The organism is Methylobacterium sp. TK26, from assembly GCF_055361565.1.
Genome location: NZ_CM143965.1, coordinates 934,476 through 949,784, shown reverse-complemented (window position 1 = coordinate 949,784; position 15,309 = coordinate 934,476). Strand labels below are relative to the sequence as shown.

14 protein-coding genes are annotated in these 15,309 nt (G+C 72.2%); 4 read left to right on the top strand and 10 right to left on the bottom strand.

Annotation, left to right across the window (positions count from 1 at the left end; translation table 11 throughout):
• The first annotated feature begins 30 nt into the window (after window positions 1-30).
• Window positions 31-1,314, top strand: a complete 1,284-nt coding sequence (locus ACXJ1Y_RS04655) for a M16 family metallopeptidase (RefSeq protein WP_463848976.1) — start codon at window positions 31-33, stop codon at window positions 1,312-1,314.
• Between the two features lie 7 nt (window positions 1,315-1,321).
• Here ACXJ1Y_RS04655 and ACXJ1Y_RS04650 read toward each other — a convergent pair whose 3' ends face one another.
• The 6 genes from ACXJ1Y_RS04650 to ACXJ1Y_RS04625 form a co-directional block, all read right to left on the bottom strand.
• Window positions 1,322-1,642 (bottom strand): HigA family addiction module antitoxin, encoded by a 321-nt coding sequence (locus ACXJ1Y_RS04650; protein WP_463848975.1) that lies wholly within the window; start codon window positions 1,640-1,642, stop codon window positions 1,322-1,324.
• A 34-nt stretch (window positions 1,643-1,676) separates the two neighbouring features.
• Window positions 1,677-1,961 carry a type II toxin-antitoxin system RelE/ParE family toxin gene (locus ACXJ1Y_RS04645; protein ID WP_463848974.1) on the bottom strand — a complete coding sequence of 95 codons (285 nt, stop codon included), beginning with the start codon at window positions 1,959-1,961 and terminating at the stop codon, window positions 1,677-1,679.
• A 76-nt stretch (window positions 1,962-2,037) separates the two neighbouring features.
• Window positions 2,038-2,904, bottom strand: a complete 867-nt coding sequence (locus ACXJ1Y_RS04640; protein ID WP_463848973.1) for a DUF1206 domain-containing protein — start codon at window positions 2,902-2,904, stop codon at window positions 2,038-2,040.
• 50 nt (window positions 2,905-2,954) lie between these two features.
• Complete coding sequence (locus ACXJ1Y_RS04635; protein WP_243952912.1) at window positions 2,955-3,296, bottom strand: hypothetical protein; 342 nt, start codon at window positions 3,294-3,296, stop codon at window positions 2,955-2,957.
• A gap of 93 nt (window positions 3,297-3,389) precedes the next feature.
• The gene (locus ACXJ1Y_RS04630; RefSeq protein ID WP_463848972.1) at window positions 3,390-4,619 is read right to left on the bottom strand and encodes a peptidoglycan DD-metalloendopeptidase family protein; all 1,230 of its coding nucleotides are present in this window, start codon (window positions 4,617-4,619) and stop codon (window positions 3,390-3,392) included.
• A 71-nt stretch (window positions 4,620-4,690) separates the two neighbouring features.
• Window positions 4,691-5,158 (bottom strand): peroxiredoxin, encoded by a 468-nt coding sequence (locus tag ACXJ1Y_RS04625; protein WP_463848971.1) that lies wholly within the window; start codon window positions 5,156-5,158, stop codon window positions 4,691-4,693.
• A 253-nt stretch (window positions 5,159-5,411) separates the two neighbouring features.
• Here ACXJ1Y_RS04625 and ACXJ1Y_RS04620 point away from each other — a divergent pair, with 253 nt between their 5' ends.
• A complete protein-coding gene (locus ACXJ1Y_RS04620) occupies window positions 5,412-8,798 on the top strand; it encodes a hypothetical protein (RefSeq protein WP_463848970.1) in 3,387 nt (1,128 codons plus the stop codon).
• 58 nt (window positions 8,799-8,856) lie between these two features.
• Here the strand turns inward: ACXJ1Y_RS04620 and ACXJ1Y_RS04615 are convergent, their stop codons facing one another.
• The 3 genes from ACXJ1Y_RS04615 to ACXJ1Y_RS04605 form a co-directional block, all read right to left on the bottom strand.
• Window positions 8,857-9,630, bottom strand: a complete 774-nt coding sequence (locus ACXJ1Y_RS04615; RefSeq protein WP_342164517.1) for a ferredoxin--NADP reductase — start codon at window positions 9,628-9,630, stop codon at window positions 8,857-8,859.
• Between the two features lie 139 nt (window positions 9,631-9,769).
• Complete coding sequence (locus ACXJ1Y_RS04610; protein ID WP_463848969.1) at window positions 9,770-10,702, bottom strand: ring-cleaving dioxygenase; 933 nt, start codon at window positions 10,700-10,702, stop codon at window positions 9,770-9,772.
• A 67-nt stretch (window positions 10,703-10,769) separates the two neighbouring features.
• Entirely contained in the window at window positions 10,770-11,213 is a 444-nt protein-coding gene (locus tag ACXJ1Y_RS04605) for an RNA polymerase subunit sigma-70 (protein WP_463848968.1), read from the bottom strand.
• A 143-nt stretch (window positions 11,214-11,356) separates the two neighbouring features.
• Here ACXJ1Y_RS04605 and ACXJ1Y_RS04600 point away from each other — a divergent pair, with 143 nt between their 5' ends.
• The gene (locus ACXJ1Y_RS04600) at window positions 11,357-12,358 is read left to right on the top strand and encodes an MraY family glycosyltransferase (RefSeq protein WP_463848967.1); all 1,002 of its coding nucleotides are present in this window, start codon (window positions 11,357-11,359) and stop codon (window positions 12,356-12,358) included.
• Window positions 12,355-13,272, top strand: coding sequence for an NAD-dependent epimerase/dehydratase family protein (locus ACXJ1Y_RS04595; protein ID WP_463848966.1), 918 nt, complete (start codon window positions 12,355-12,357; stop codon window positions 13,270-13,272). The genes ACXJ1Y_RS04600 and ACXJ1Y_RS04595 overlap by 4 nt, the downstream gene beginning before the upstream one ends.
• Here ACXJ1Y_RS04595 and ACXJ1Y_RS04590 read toward each other — a convergent pair.
• Window positions 13,264-15,246 carry an SDR family NAD(P)-dependent oxidoreductase gene (locus tag ACXJ1Y_RS04590; RefSeq protein WP_463848965.1) on the bottom strand — a complete coding sequence of 661 codons (1,983 nt, stop codon included), beginning with the start codon at window positions 15,244-15,246 and terminating at the stop codon, window positions 13,264-13,266. The two genes, ACXJ1Y_RS04595 and ACXJ1Y_RS04590, sit on opposite strands and share 9 nt — an antisense overlap.
• Window positions 15,247-15,309: the final 63 nt, after the last annotated feature.

Sequence of the window (15,309 nt, the reverse complement as noted above, 5' to 3'; positions counted from 1 at the left end):
GCGACCGCAACGAGAACACACGAGGCTGCCATGAACCTGGCCGACACAGACACGCAGAACGCCACGAGCCCCACGACGGCCTTGCCGGTCGTGGCCGTTCCGGGCGTCGAGGCGTGGCACGTCGAGTCCAACGTCGTGCCGATGATCGCCCTGTCCTTCACCTTCGAGGGCGGCGCTGCCCAGGACCCCGAGGGCAAGGCCGGCTGCGCGCAGATGCTGGCCCGTCTCCTCGACGAGGGCGCGGGCGACCTGACCTCCGACGCCTTCCAGGAGCGGCTGGCTGCGCGGGCCATCGAGCTCTCCTTCCATGCCGGCCCCGACGCGCTGGGCGGCTCGCTGAAGATGCTGCTCAAGCACGCGGACGAGGCCATCGACCTCCTGGCCCTGGCGCTGGCCAAGCCCCGCCTCGACCCGGACGCCATCGAGCGCGTGCGGGCGCAGGTGATGGCGGGTCTGCGCTACCAGCAGAACGATCCGGGCGTGATGGCCTCCCGCCGGTTCTTCAAGGAAGCCTTCGACGGGCATCCCTATGCCCGGCCCTCGTCGGGCACGATCGAGAGCGTGGCGGCGATCACCCGCGAGGACATCCTCGCCATGCATGCGCGCCTGATCGGGCGCGGGCGGATCAAGGTCGCGGCGGTGGGCGCCATCGGGGCCGAGGCCCTGGCGGAGGCCCTCACCCGCGCCTTCGGCGCCCTGCCCGAGGCCGGCGCCCTGACCGCCGTGCCGCGCACGCAGATCAAGGAGCTCGACCGCAAGATCGTGGTCGATCTCGACGTGCCGCAATCGGTCATCCGCTTCGGCATGGCCGGCATCCCGTGGCGCGACCCGGACTTCATCCCCGCCTACGTGCTGAACCATGTGCTCGGCGGCGGCGCCTTCACCTCGCGCCTGTTCCAAGAGGTGCGGGAGAAGCGCGGCCTCGCCTATTCGGTGGGCACGTCGCTGGTCAGCCACCGCTCGGCGGCGATGATCTGGGGCTACACCGCCACCAAGAACGAGCGCGTCGGCGAGGCCCTGTCGGTGATCGGCGACGAGATCGGCCGGCTCATCACGGAAGGTCCCTCCGACGAGGAGCTGCAGAAGGCCAAGGACTACCTCACCGGGTCCTACGCCCTGGGCTTCGACACCTCGACCAAGATCGCGCACCAGCTGGTGCAGATCGCCTTCGAGGATCTCGGCATGGACTACATCGCCCGCCGCAACGCGATGGTGGAGGCCGTGACCCAGGCGGACATCCGCCGCGCCGCCGCCCGCACCTTCGCCGACGGCAAGATGCTCGTCGTCGCCGCCGGACGCCCCGTGGGGCTCTGAGGGCGGGTCAGGCCGCTTCGCGGCTCAGGGGGGCGATCTGCGCGATCTCTGAGCCGACGCTGCGGGTCAGCGTCTCGACCTCATACTGACGTTGCAGATTGAGCCAGAAATCCGGGCTCGTGCCGAAGTACCGGCCGAGCCGGAGGGCCGTGTCCGTCGAGATGCCGATCTGCTCGGCGGCGATCCGCTCGATGCGGGTTCGCGGCACATGGCAGGCGCGCGCCACCGTCCCCGCCGACAGGCCGAATGGAATCAGAAAGTCCTCGCGCAGCACCTCACCGGGGTGGAGCGGCGGAAGGACCGTGTCGGTCTCGTATGCAATGGCCATCGGTGTCTCCTCGCGGAGGGGGGCGATGCCCCAGTCAGTGGTAATCGACGATCTCAACGTCGGCCGGACCCATCTCAGTCCAACGAAAGCAGATCCGAAACTGATCGTTGATCCGGATCGCATGCTGGCCCGCCCGATCCCTGGTGAGCGTGTGCAACCTGTTGCCAGGGGGCGCCCTTAGATCGTTGAGCGAGGCGGCGGCGTGGATCTGACGGAGCTTGCGCCGCGCCGTCACGAGAATCGAAGCCGGTAGGCCTTTGGGATGCCGGCCATCGAAGACGGCCTGCGTCGACTCGTTCGCAAAGCTGAGGATCGCCACCGTACGTCCCACCCGTCACGATTTGTATCACTCAGTGATACAAATCGGTCAAGGGTGATCGAGGTTTTTTTCCCGTTCAGGCCAGCCGGCGCACCGCCGCCATCGCCTCGTCGTCGACCCGGTCGACGTCGGGGGCGTCGATGTGGCGGTAGCGGGCCTGGATGAGGCCGAAGGCGCCGAAGGCCATATGGCCGGCGGCGACCAGGGCGAGGAGCACCATGCCGTAGGGCTGGCTCCGCAGCAGCACGAAGGCGTCGCCCAGGCCCTTCGCCTCGGCCGAGCTCTGGTGCCATGCGGCGGCGGCGAGGAAGCCGCCGATGATCAGGAACGCCACGCCCCGCGCCGCGTAGCCGAACCGGCCGGTCGGCTCGGCCCAGCGCCGCCGCGCCTCACCGTCGAGGGCGAGGCGGGCCGTCGTGTCGCCCTTCCAGGCGCGGGCGAGGTAGCCGACGGCCGTGCCCGCCACGGCGAGGCCGACCAGGGCCACCAGCCACCGGCCCATGGGCTTGGCCAGCAGCCACGCCGTGCCGTCATGCACGCCGTCGCCCCCGCCGAAGCCGAGCCCGAGGCAGAGCGAGGCCGCCGTGCCGGCCAGCCCGAGATAGAGCAGCGCGCTCACGAGGTGGGCGCCGCGCGTCGTGAGGCCCTTCAGGGAGGTGCCGCGCCGGTCGGCATCCGTCACCGCCTCCACCGCGCGCCACAGGGCGAAGGCCAGGAGCCCCAGCGCGATCAGCCCGACGAGGACGATGCCGAACGGCCCGACGAGGACGGTGCGCAGGGCGTCGTGGCTGTCCCCCGGCCTTCCGCCGCCGAAGGCCGCCAGCAGGGCGAGGCCGCCCACGAGGACGTAGACGGTGCCCCGCGCGCCGTAGCCGTAGCGGGCGAGGCGTTCGATGGCGTTGCGCCCGCCGGGGATGGTCTTCGCAGACGGGACGCTGGGCATGGGACCAGGGCTGTGTGGACCCCGCTCAACGCGCGAGCGGGGCCATCCGTTCAGGCCCCCGCCTTCTCGGCCCGGCCGGTGAGGGCGACGTAGAAGCCGAGCCCGTCCTGGGCCGGCAGGGTCTGCAGGCGCTCCACGAGGCCCCGGCGCTTGGCGTCGAGGAGAAGCCGTCCGGCGGGCTGGAACAGGGTCTCGCCGCCGCCCTCCGGCGGGGGATCGAGCCGCACGGCGACGGTCTTGCCCTTCGCGAAGCGGCTGCGCTCGATCATCTCCCGCAGGGAGGCTTCGGCCGTCGCCTTGTTGGCCCCGCGCAGGTCGAGCACCGATTCGGCGTCCGTGACGCCCAGCGAGCCGCGCAGCTTGGCGGCGTAGAAGTCATCGAAGTGGGGCAAGGGCACTGCGCTCGCGCGTTGGAGAATCCGCTATCCCGCCAGATGTCGCGCAAAGGCGTGCCGCCGTCGAGTTCTCCGTGACCGGAGGGGCGATCAGCCGCCGCTTGGGCGCAGGCCGTCGAGGGAGCGGCCGGCTTCCAGGAAGCGCTGCGGGTCCACCGGCTCGCCGTCGATCCGGGTCTCGTAATGCAGGTGCGCGCCGGTGGAGCGGCCGGTGGAGCCGACATAGCCGATCACGTCGCCTGCCGCGATGCGCTGGCCCGGCCGCACCACGATGCGGGCCAAGTGGCCGAAGCGCGTGGCGAGCCCGTGGCCATGGGTGAGCTCGACCATGTTGCCGTAGCCGCCGGCCCATTCGGCCTCGGTGACGACGCCCGGCGCCGTGGCCCGTGCCGGCTCGCCGTACTCGGCCTTGAAGTCGAGGCCGGTATGCAGGGCGAGGCCCCGCGTGAACGGATCGAGCCGGGGCCCGAACGGGCTCGACAGGCTGGATTCGCCGGAGAGGGGCCTGCGCAGGGGCAGGTCCCCGACGGCCTGCCGCAGGCGCTGCCCGTTACCGATCAGCCGGCCGACGAGGCTCAGGCCGCCGTCGAAGCCCTGCTGCTGGATGGCCGTCGCGTCGAGGGGCACGAGGGGGCCGCCGACCCGCTCGCCCGGCGCGGGCGGCAGCAGGCGCGAGGGATCGATCCCGGCGCGGGCGACGACGGCGCGCAGGCGCGCGATGCCGGTCTCGGCGCCCCGCGCGAGGCGCCCGAGATGGGCGCCCTGCGCTTCCTCCAGCCCGCCGAGGCGGGCTTCGAGGCGGATCAGCCCATCTTCGGTCTCCAGGGTGCTGCGGCGGTCGGACCGGGGGGCGGGCCAGGGGGCGGGGGCGGCCTCGGCGGGCGAATCCTGCCGCAGCTCGAACCCGGTCAGGGGCGCGGCGTAGGCCCGCGCCGAGGCGGGCAGAGAGCCGGGCAAAGAGCCGGGAAGGGATCCGGTGGCGGCGGTGTCGATGAGGCCCGAGAGGGCGGCCTGCCGGCGCTCCAGCTCGGCCTGCCGGTCCAGGGCGCCCTGGACCCGTGCGGCGAGGCTCGCCCGCGCCTCGGCGCCCTCCTGCCGGGCGCCGTCGACGCGCTCCTGCAGCCCGGCGATCCGCGCCTCGTAGGCGTTGCGCATCGCCACCTGCCCGGCCACGATCCGGCCGAGCGCCTCGTCCCGGAACAGGACGAGGTAGGTCGCGGTGCCCGACCAGAGCAGGCTCACCGCGAGTCCCGCGCCGAGCCACGGCCTGAAGCGCCGGGGCGCCCCATCCTGTAAGTGGGCGGAAATCGTTCGAATCATTCGGGAGGCTCGAAGGCGTTCCCCGTATTCAGACCCGATCACGGTTAAGGATCCGTGCGGATCCTATTCCTCTACGGCAGGGCGCGGGCGGCCTCGAGCACCTCCTCGGCATGGCCCGGCACCTTCACCTTCGGCCAGATCCGCGCGACCGTCCCCTCCCGGTCGATCAGGACGGTGGTCCGCTCGACGCCCATGTACTTGCGCCCGTACATGCTCTTCTCGACCCAGACGCCGTAGGCGCCCAGCACCGCCTTGTCCTCGTCCGAGGCGAGGGGGAAGGCGAGCCCGTACTTGCCGCAGAACTTGTCGTGGCTCTTCACCGGATCGGGTGACATTCCAATGATTCGCGCTCCAGCCGCCTCGAAGGCCGGCAGGAGGGCGTTGAATCCCTGGGCTTCCAGAGTACAACCGCTCGTGTCGTCCTTAGGATAGAAGTACAACACGATCTTGTGTCCCTTGAGCGCAGCCAGTGCGATGCGCCCTCCCCCCGAGGCGGGCAGGTCGAAATCCGGGGCGGAAGCCCCCTCGCTCAAGGCCATCGTGCCTTCCTTTCGGCCGATTGATGGTGTGGGTGAACGCCAGTTCCGGCGCCCCGCCCGGACAGCCAAGCCCGGCGCGCCGCCGCTGTAAAGGCCGCATGCGCACCGATTCACCGCAAGCGGGAATCCCGTCCCGCCCTGCGATCACCGAACGAGAACACCCGGACCAAGGGGCTCGATGGCGGATCTGAAGATCACGAGTCGCCCGCCGAGGCAGGGACAACGGCATTGGGGCTGGCGTTGCCTTCTGGGCATGGTCGGCACCGTGACGCTGCTCGGCCTCGTGATCGGGGTCGCGGCGATCCGCCTGTCCAACGGCCCGATGCGGATCGACGGCCTGTCGGCCGCCGTGGCCAAGGCGGTGGCCGAGCGGATCGGCCCCGGCTGGTCGATCGCGCTGCGCGGCAGCAGCCTCGAACTCGACCGCGAGAACGCGCTCGCCCTGCGCTTCACCGGGCTCGACATCCGCAACCCGCAGGGGGCGCTGGTGGTGCGCGCGCCGCTGGCCCTGGTCAGCCTCGACCCCTGGGGCCTGCTGACCCTGAGCCTGAAGCCGCGCTCCATCGAGTTCCGCGACACCCAGACCACGGCCCTCGTCCACAAGGACGGCTCCATCGCCTTCGCCGCCTCCGAGGCGGCCCAGCCCGTCGACATCGAGCCGCACACGCCCCCGAGCGTCGATGCGGCCCGGGGCAACGTCTCGCCCCTCTCGGCGGCGCTGGCCTCGATCTTCGGCGTGGTGCTCGATCCCGGCGGCGTGGTCGGCGCCCTCGACCGGGCGCGGATCACCGACGCGCGGATGCGCCTCATCGACGACGACGGCCGGGAGCGGGCGGTCTTCGCCCGCGTCAACGGCCTGTTCGGGCGCGATCCGGTGAGCGGCACCCGCAGCTTCGAGCTGCGCCTCGACGGCCCGCACGGCGAGTGGCGCTTCGGCGGCAGCCTGCACGAGAACGGCGACGGCGCCCGCTCCGGTCGCATCACCCTGGACGACCTGCCCGTCACGGATTTCCTGCTGCTCGCGGGCCAGTCCGGCCTGCCGCTCACCACGGACCTGAAGATCTCGGCCCGCGCCGACGTGGCCCTGAAGAACGGCGCCATCACCACGATGAGCGCCCAGGTCCATACCGGCGAGGGCACGTTCCTCATCGAGGAGAAGGACTTCAACCCGGTCACGATCGAAGACCTGAGCGCCACCCTCGATTGGGACGAGGCCGCCCGGACCATGGCCCTCAGCGCCCTCGATTACGTGGGCGGCGGCAACAAGCTGCATCTCACCGGCAACTGGGCGCAGAGCCCGCCCGGCGCCGACTCCGCCTGGACGGCCTCGCTCTCCGGCCGCGACGGCACCCTGCGCGGGGCCACGTCCAAGGACGTGCCGGTGCGGATCGACAGCCTCGACACCCGCCTCACGGGCCGCAACGGCGGCATCGTCATCGACGATTTCGCCCTCTCCGGCCCCGGCGTGAAGGGGCACATCACCGGCACGGTCGGCACCGAGGCCGACGACGGCGGCATCAACCTGCGCATCCTCGCGAGCGAAGGCGAGGTGCGGACCTTCCTGCGCCTCTGGCCGGAGCACATCGCCCCGGCCGTGCGCTACTACCTTGCGGACCAGCTGCGCGGTGGCCGCGTCGACACGGCCGACATGAAGGTCGTGATGACCGGCCAGGAGATCGCGGAGGCGACCAAGGGCGCGCCCCTGCCCGACAAGGGGCTGAACATCGCCTTCCGGGTGTCGGACGCGGCCATCGACGTCTCGGCGGACGCGCCGCCCATCGTGAAGGGCACCGTCACCGGCCTGATCACCGGCCGCTCCACCGCGATCCGCAACGTGACCGCCGAGGTGCGCGGCCCCGACGGGCGCTCCGTCTCCCTCTCGGACGGCAGCTTCGTCATCGCCGATGCCAACCCCGACCACGTGGTGGCGCAGATCGGCCTGCGGCTCTCCGGCGGCGCGGACGGCCTCGCCAGTGTCCTCGAATCGAAGCTGTTCAAGAGCGTGCTCAGCGCCGAGGTCGAGCCGGCGACCGTGAAGGGCAATGTCGACCTGCGCGTCGACTTCCCCCTCGACCTCAAGCACATCCCCGACCTCGCGGACATGCCGATCACCCTGTCGGGCTCGCTCACCGACCTGTCCGTGGACAAGGTCGTCGGCAAGGACCGGCTGGAGGCGGGCCGCTTCGCGGTGAGCTACGACAAGGGCGCCGTCGCCGTGAAGGGCGAGGGCCGGGTCGGCGGCGCGCCGATCACCGTCGAGATGCATCAGGCCAAGATCGGCGCGCCGGGCGAGGCGGTGGTGAGCCTCGCCCTCGACGACGCCCTGCGCGTGAAGAAGGGCCTGCCGGCCGCGCCGCAGCTCACCGGCACCGTGCCGGTGAAGGCGGTGATCGCCTTCGGCAAGCCGGGCGCGACCAAGACACCCGTGCGGATCGAGGCCGACCTCACCAAGGCGGGGATCGACGGGATCCTGCCGGGCTTCACCAAGCCGTCGGGCCGGGCGGGCAAGATGGCCATGACCCTCACCGAGCGCGAGGGCGGCTACGACCTGCGCGACATCGCCGTCGATGCCGGGCAGGCCTCGGTGCGGGGCAGCGCCACGCTCTCCGCCGAGGGCGGCCTGGAGCGGGCCGAACTCACCAGCGTGAAGCTCTCGCCGGGGGACGATTTGCGCGTCGTGGTGGACCGCAGCGGCAGCGCCTACAAGGTGGTGGTGCGCGGCGCGGTGCTGGATGCGCGGCCCTTCCTGAAATCCCTCTCCGGGCCGGACGGCAAGGGCGGCAAGGAGGCAGCGCCGAAGGATATCGAGGCCGACATCCAGGTGCCGATCGTCACCGGCTTCAACGACGAGGCGATCACCAACGCCAACTTCAAGCTCTCCCTGCGCGGCCACGACCTGCGCTCGGGGACGATCTCCGGCCGCTTCCGCTCGTCGCCCCTGGTGGCGAACGTGACGCGCGGGGAGCGCGGCGTGCCGACGCTCGCCGTGGAATCGGCCGATGCGGGGGCGACGCTGCGCTTCCTCGACATCTACAAGAAGATGTATGGCGGGCGCCTCGCCGCCGGGATCGGGCTGAACGACGGGCCGCAGACGGGCGTGGTGCAGATCCGCGACTTCTCCCTGCGCAACGAGCCGGCCCTGTCGAGCATCATGGCCCAGGGGCCGGACCCGGCCGAGGCCGAGCCGCCGCCGCCGACCCCGCGCGGGCGCAAGGCGGCCCCGGCGCCCGCGCCCTCCACCGGCTCCGTCACCTTCGACCGGATGCGGGCGAACTTCGTGCGTTCGGGGACGCGGGTGGACTTCACCGACGCGGCGATCTCGAACCCGGCGCTGGGCTTCACCCTGTCGGGCTGGCTCGACACGGGCCGGGAGCGCACGGACATCAACGGCACCTTCGTGCCGCTCTACGGGCTGAACAACGTCGCCGCGCAACTGCCGATCGTCGGGCCCCTCCTCGGGGGCGGGAACAACGAGGGACTGTTCGCCGTGAATTTCCGCGTGTCCGGCCGGCTGTCGAGCCCGGACGTGACCGTGAACCCCCTCTCGGCCATCGCGCCGGGCTTCCTGCGCAAGCTGTTCAGCGCGGGCGGCGGCCCCTTCGCCGAGGGCATGCCCGGCGCACCGGCCGGCGACCGCTGACGAAAAAGCCCGGCGCGATCCCTCGCACCGGGCTCCATTCCGTCGGCGCGGGGCCCGCCTACTTCTCGACGAAGGCCTTCTCGATCACGAAGTGACCGGCCTCGCCGTGGTTGCCTTCCTCGTAGCCGCCATCGGCCAGGAGCTGGCGCGTGTCGCGGATCATGTCCGGCGAGCCGCAGAGCATGAACCGGTCGGCGTCCTTGGACATCGGCGGCAGGCCGATATCCTCGAACAGCTTGCCCGACACCATCAGGTCGGTGATCCGGCCGCGGTTGCGGAACGGCTCGCGGGTCACGGTGGGGTAGTAGATCAACTGCTGGGCGATCATCTCGCCCAGGAACTCGTGCTGCGGCAGGTCCTGCGTGATCGTCTCGCCATAGGCGAGTTCCTGCACCTGCCGGCAGCCATGGACCAGCACGACCTTCTCGAACCGGTCGTAGGTCTCGGGGTCCTTGATGATCGACAGGAAGGGCGCGAGGCCGGTGCCGGTGCCGAGGAGGTAGAGGTGCCGGCCGGGCAGTAGGTTGTCGAGCACCAGGGTGCCGGTGGGCTTCTTGCCGACGATGATCGGATCGCCGACCTTGAGATGCTGGAGCTTCGAGGTGAGCGGGCCGTTCGCCACCTTGATGGAGAAGAACTCCAACTCGTCCTCGTAATTGGCCGAGACGACCGAGTAGGCGCGCAGGAGCGGCCGCCCCTCGACCTCCATGCCGATCATCGTGAACTCGCCGTTGCGGAAACGGAAAGCGGGATCCCGCGTGGTGCGGAACGAGAACAGTGTGTCGGTCCAGTGGTGCACCGACAGCACCCGCTCCTCGTAATACTTGCTCATCGCGGCATCAGTCCCCACAGGCTGGCATGGTCTGGCGATTTCGGATTTGGCCGGCTTGTCCCGCGCTGCGGCACGCGCGTCAAGGCACGTGACGCCACACCGCGCGAAGAAGTGAAACCCCTGGAATCGTTCGAAATTCTTAACGACGCAGGGGCTTGAGACCCGCCTCGATGGCCGCCCGGCGCGGTTCGAGGAACGGCGGCAGGGCGAGGCGTTCGCCGAGCGTCTCCAGGGGCTCGTCGGCGGCGAAGCCCGGCCCGTCGGTGGCGATCTCGAACAGGATGCCGTTCGGCTCGCGAAAATACAGGCTGCGGAAGTAGTAACGGTCCACCGGCCCGCTCGACGGGACGCGGTTCGCCCGCAGCCGGTCGGCCCAGGCATCGTACTCCGCATCGGGGATGCGGAAGGCGACGTGGTGGACGCCGCCGGCCCCCGCCCGCGCCGGGGCGGAGGTGTCGCGCAGGAGCTGGATCTCCGCCGCCGGGCCGCCGGGACCCATGGCGAAGACCTCGACACGCCCCTCAGGCGCATCGAAGCCCCGCTCCCGGCGCATGCCCAGAATCTCGGTCAGCACGGCGCCCGTGCGCTCCGGCTCTGCCACCGCGAGGCGGATCGGCCCGAGGCCGCGAATCTGTTCGGGGGCCGGGACCGGCGAGCGGTCCCAAGGGTGGGCCTCGCCCGCGCCGCCGTCGTCCACGAGGGCGAGGCGCTGGCCCTCCGGATCCTCGAAGTCGAGGGTGAAGCGCCCGTCACGGGTCTCGGGCGTGCCGCGCGTCACGCCGGCCCGGTCGAGGCGTTCGCACCAGCCGTCGAGGCGTCCGGCCACCCGCAGATGCGTGCGGACGATGCTGTTCGTGCCCCGCCGCTCCGGGGGCGCCGGCCAGTCGAAGAAGGTGATGTCGCTGCCGGGGCTCGCGAGCCCGTCCGCATAGAACAGGTGGTAGGCGGAGACGTCGTCCTGGTTCACCGTCTGCTTCACGAGCCGCAGGCCGAGCACCTCCGTGTAGAAGGCGAGGTTGTCCGCCGCGCGGGCGGTGACGGCCGTCAGATGGTGGATGCCGGTGAGGTTCATGGTCTCTCGGGGTCGCCTCGTGATGGCGATTCACATGGCGCCCCGCCGCCGTCATTGCGAGTCCGCCCTACAGGTCCCCGAAGACGAGCTGCCCCTGGTTGCGGCGTCCCGGCGGGGCGGATTTCTCCTTGGCCTTGACCGGCGCCCTGGTCGAGGCGGGCTTGCGCGGCTTCGGATCGCCGCGCAGCCGGGCGACGGCTCTGTCGCGGGCCACGGCCTCGGGGGCGTGCGGGTCGTCGGTGAGCCACTTGCCGCGCTTGATGACCTCGTTCACCCGGCCCTGGTTCACCCCGACCTTGAAGGCGATCTCCTGCTGGGTCATCCCCGTGCTGGCGTGAAGCTCCAGGATCGAGCGGGCGAGTTCCGGGGTCATCTTCTGCCCCGTGAGGCGCCGGGCGGGCTTCACCGTGCGGGTCGCGCGGTCGCGCTCCCGCAGGCGCTCCAGCAGCGCCAGCGCCATGTTCATGCCGTGCTCGCGCAGGGCTTCCTCGAATTCCTTGAGCGTCGCCATGGGCGCCGTCCTCCGTCGGCCCAGCCTCGTCTCAGGAGGAGAACGTGCCGGGAACGGCGAAGTTGCGCAAGGACGCCGGTCATTCATCCACCGGAAACGGCCCTGGCCCGGCGCCGCCGGCCGGGCTACAGCCCCGCCGCAGCATGACCTTCGCCTGGATTCCCCTCATCGCCGCGCCGCTCGCCGCCGCCCTCTCGGCGGGGCTGATCCTGCGGCTGATGCCGCTGCTGCGCCGCTACGCCCTCGCCCGGCCGAACGCCCGGTCGAGCCACGTCGTGCCGACGCCGCAGGGCGGGGGCATCGCGGTGGTGACGGCCCTCGTCACCGTCTCGGGGCTCCTGGCCGGGGCGCCGGAGGTCGGCCCGCGCGAGGCCTGGACCTGGCTCGCGGGCTGCACCCTGGCGCTCGCCGTCCTCGGGGCGGTGGACGACCTGCGCCCGCTCCCCGCCCTGCCCCGGCTGGCGGTGCAGATCCTCGTCGTCGGGCTGCTGGTCTCCCATCTCGACGGGCGGCTCGTGCCGGAGATCCCCCTCTGGCTGGAACGTGCCCTCGCGACGCTCGCCGGCCTGTGGTTCGTGAACCTCACGAACTTCATGGACGGGCTCGACTGGATGACGGTGGCCGAGATCGTCCCCGTCTCGGCGGCCCTCGTCCTGTTCGGCCTCGCCGGAACCCTGCCCCTGCTGCCGACCCTGGTGGCGGCCTCCCTGCTCGGGGCGATGCTCGGCTTCGCCCCGTTCAACCGGCCGGTGGCGGGCCTCTTCCTCGGGGATGTCGGCTCCCTGCCCGTGGGCCTCGTGACGGCGTGGCTGCTCTGGCACCTCGCGGCGACCGGCGGCTTCGCGGCCGCGCTCCTGCTGCCGCTCGTCTACCTCGCGGATGCGAGCCTCACCCTCGCCGCCCGCGCGAGGCGGCGGGAGCGCGTCTGGGAGGCGCACCGCTCCCATTTCTACCAGCGGGCGACGGTGAACGGCCTCACCGTCCGGGGCGTGGTCGGGCGGGTGTTCCTGGCGAACCTCGCGCTGGCGGGCCTCGCCGCCGCGAGCGTGGTATGGCCGTCCTGGCCAATCTCGCTCGCCGCCCTCGCGGCGGGGGGCGGGATCGTCGCCCTCCTGCTGCGGCGCTTCGCGGGGATTGCCTCATGACCGGTCTCGTGGCGCTCACCGGGGCGACGGGCTTCATCGGCCGCCACCTCCTCGCGGCGCTGACGGCGCGGGGCTACCGGGTGCGGGTGCTCCTGCGCCGGCCGGTCGAGGTGCCGCCGGGGGCGGCGAGCGCGGTGGTGGGCGACCTCACCCGGCCGATCAACATGGCCGCCGCCCTGTCGGACGTGGACGCCGTGGTCCATTCCGCCGGCCTCGCCCACGCCATGTCCGGGGCGCCGGAGGACGATTACCGCACCCTCAACACCGAGGCGACGGCCCGCCTCGCCCAGGCCGCCGAGCGGGCGAAGGTGCGCCGCTTCGTGTTCCTGTCCTCGATCCGCGCCCAGACGGGGGCGACCGCCCCCGGAACCGTCACGGAGGCGGACGAGCCCCGCCCCACCGACCCCTATGGCCGTTCGAAGCGCGAGGCGGAGCTGGCGCTCGCCGCCACCGGGCTCGACTGGGCGGCCCTGCGCCCCGTCCTCGTCTACGGCCCCGGCGCGAAGGGCAACCTGGAGACCCTGCTGCGGCTCGCCCGCTCGCCCTATCCCCTGCCCCTCGGAGGCTTGGGGGCCAGGCGCTCGCTGATCTCGGTGGAAAGCCTCTCGGCGGCGGTGGACACGCTGCTGCGGGCGCCGGAGCCCCTGCGGGCGCCGTTCATCGCCGCCGACCCGGACCCGCTGACCCTGCCGGAGATGATCGCCGCCCTGCGCGACGGGCTCGGCCGGCGGCCGGGGCTGCTGCCGGTGCCGGAGCCGCTCCTCGGCCTCGCCTGCCGCCTCACGGGGCGCGGGGAACTGTTCGAGCGGGTGGCGGGGGGCCTCGTCGCCCGGGGCGACGGCCTCGCGCGCCTCGGCTGGCAGCCGGCCATGCCGACGCGGGACGGCTTGGCGCGGCTCTCGCGCTCAGCCTAGGGCGACCGGCTCGGCGGCGGCGGGGATCATCGGCGCGGCCGGCAGCGCAGCGGCCTCCGCCTTCGCCGCCCCGCGCTCGCGGAAATGCGGCACCGCCTCCTCGAACACCGCATCCGCCGCCGCCCGGTCGCCGCTCTCCACGGCGGCGCGCAGGCGGGCGATCCAGGCGTCGAGGCGCGGCCGGTCTGCGAAGATCGGCTGGGCCGCCATCACGCCCTCGATGCCGGGCAGGCCGATGCGCGGCTCCTCGCGGGCGAACAGGATCTCGTTCAGCCGCTCGCCGGGCCGGGCGCCGGTATAGGCGATCTCGATCTCGGTGCCGGGCTCGAAGCCCGCGAGCCGGATCATCCGCTCGGCGAGTTCGGCGATGCGCACCGGCTGGCCCATCTTCAGCACGTAGACGGCGGCCTGCTCGCCCCCGTCCGCCCGCGCCTCGCCGTCGGCATGGGAGGCGGCGGTGAGCACGAGGTCGCAGGCCTCGCGCACGGTCATGAAGTAGCGGACCATGTCCGGGTGGGTCACGGTCAACGGGCCGCCCCGGGCGATCTGCGCCTTGAACACCGGCACCACCGAGCCCGCCGAGCCGAGCACGTTGCCGAAGCGCACCGCGATCAGCCGCGTCGGGTGGCCGGGCAGGCGGGCCTGCGCCGCGTCGAGGGATTGGGCGATCATCTCCGCGAAGCGCTTGGTGACGCCGAGTTGCGAGACCGGCTCGATGGCCTTGTCGGTGGAGATCATCACCAGGGCGCGGGCGCGGGCGGCCACGGCGGCCTCGGCCACGTTGAGGGAGCCGAAGACGTTGGTCTTGATGCCCTCCTGCCAGTCCCGTTCGAGGAACGGCACCTGCTTCAGGGCGGCGGCGTGCATCACGTAATCCGGCCGGAAGGCCGCGATCACCGCGAAGGTCCGCTCCCGGTCGCGGATGTCGGCGATGACGCCCGTCACCTCGGCCTGCGCGTCGAGGATCGCCGGGTGGCTGAGGATGCCGTGCAGCGCCGGCTCGGAGGATTCGAGCACCAGCACGGCGGCGGCGCCGAAGGCCACCGCCCGCAGGCAGATCTCCGAGCCGATGGAGCCCCCGCCCCCCGTCACCACCACCCGGCGGCCGGTGAGGAAGCCCTCCAGCCGGGGCCGGTCGATCGCAACGGTCGGGCGCAGCAGCAGGTCCTCGATCTCCAGCGGCGCCAGTTCGGGCCCCTGCGCGCCCTCCCCCAGCCCGACCACGCGGGCGAGCGGCAGGCCGAGGCGCCGCGCGCGGGCGATGAGGTCGTCGGGGGCGGATTCGGGAGCCAGCGCGCTCGGCGCCGCCACCAGCCGGCGGATCGGCTCGCCCCGCGCGCCGCAATCCATCACCACCCGCTCCAGCTCGGTGAAATCGCCGAGGACGGGCACGCCGCGCATGTATTGCCCGGCCTCGTCCCGGCGGGGGGACAGGATGCCCTTCGGCGCGAGCTTCTTCACCGCGCCGGATTCGATGGCCCGCAGGAGCACGTCGATGTCGGAGCCGCGCCCGAGGAGCAGGGTCGGCACCGTGGCGGCCTTGGCGTTCGATTGCCGCGAGCGCGTGTATTTCAGGTAGCGGAACGCCGCCCGCGTCCCGCCCAGCAGGAAGATCTGCAGCACCCAGTAGAGGGGAATGGCGATCTTGCCGAAGAAGTAGAAGCCGTAGAGATCGGCCGAGACCAGCACCCAGTCGACGACGAGGAGCACCAGGGCCAGCACGCTCGCCGCGCGGACGATGCCCGCGAGGTCCGGCAGGGAGGCGAAGCGCCACTTGGTCCGGTAGAGCCGGAACCGGGCGTAGACGATCCCCGCGATGACGAGGAAGGGCGGCAGCAGCAGTGGCAGGGCGTGCAGCCGCTCGGCGAGCATCGCCCCCTGGAAGCGGAACAGGAAGGTCAGCACCACGGCCGCGGCGGTCGCCGCGAGATCGTGGGCCACCATCACCGCGGTCTTGGCGAGGCGCTGCTGCATCGGATCGGCCGGGGGTATCCGCCTCGGGGCCGGGCCTGTCAACGGAGGCGAGCGCCGCAGCCG

Excerpts from the sequence above, each read along its gene's own strand:
- ACXJ1Y_RS04655 (WP_463848976.1), top strand. The coding sequence starts at position 31 with ATGAACCTGGCCGACACAGACACGCAGAACGCCACGAGCCCCACGACG.
- ACXJ1Y_RS04650 (WP_463848975.1), bottom strand. The coding sequence starts at position 1,642 with ATGGCCATTGCATACGAGACCGACACGGTCCTTCCGCCGCTCCACCCC.
- ACXJ1Y_RS04640 (WP_463848973.1), bottom strand. The coding sequence starts at position 2,904 with ATGCCCAGCGTCCCGTCTGCGAAGACCATCCCCGGCGGGCGCAACGCC.
- ACXJ1Y_RS04630 (WP_463848972.1), bottom strand. The coding sequence starts at position 4,619 with ATGATTCGAACGATTTCCGCCCACTTACAGGATGGGGCGCCCCGGCGC.
- ACXJ1Y_RS04625 (WP_463848971.1), bottom strand. The coding sequence starts at position 5,158 with ATGGCCTTGAGCGAGGGGGCTTCCGCCCCGGATTTCGACCTGCCCGCC.
- ACXJ1Y_RS04620 (WP_463848970.1), top strand. The coding sequence starts at position 5,412 with ATGGTCGGCACCGTGACGCTGCTCGGCCTCGTGATCGGGGTCGCGGCG.
- ACXJ1Y_RS04615 (WP_342164517.1), bottom strand. The coding sequence starts at position 9,630 with ATGAGCAAGTATTACGAGGAGCGGGTGCTGTCGGTGCACCACTGGACC.
- ACXJ1Y_RS04610 (WP_463848969.1), bottom strand. The coding sequence starts at position 10,702 with ATGAACCTCACCGGCATCCACCATCTGACGGCCGTCACCGCCCGCGCG.
- ACXJ1Y_RS04605 (WP_463848968.1), bottom strand. The coding sequence starts at position 11,213 with ATGGCGACGCTCAAGGAATTCGAGGAAGCCCTGCGCGAGCACGGCATG.
- ACXJ1Y_RS04600 (WP_463848967.1), top strand. The coding sequence starts at position 11,357 with ATGACCTTCGCCTGGATTCCCCTCATCGCCGCGCCGCTCGCCGCCGCC.
- ACXJ1Y_RS04595 (WP_463848966.1), top strand. The coding sequence starts at position 12,355 with ATGACCGGTCTCGTGGCGCTCACCGGGGCGACGGGCTTCATCGGCCGC.
- ACXJ1Y_RS04590 (WP_463848965.1), bottom strand. The coding sequence starts at position 15,246 with ATGCAGCAGCGCCTCGCCAAGACCGCGGTGATGGTGGCCCACGATCTC.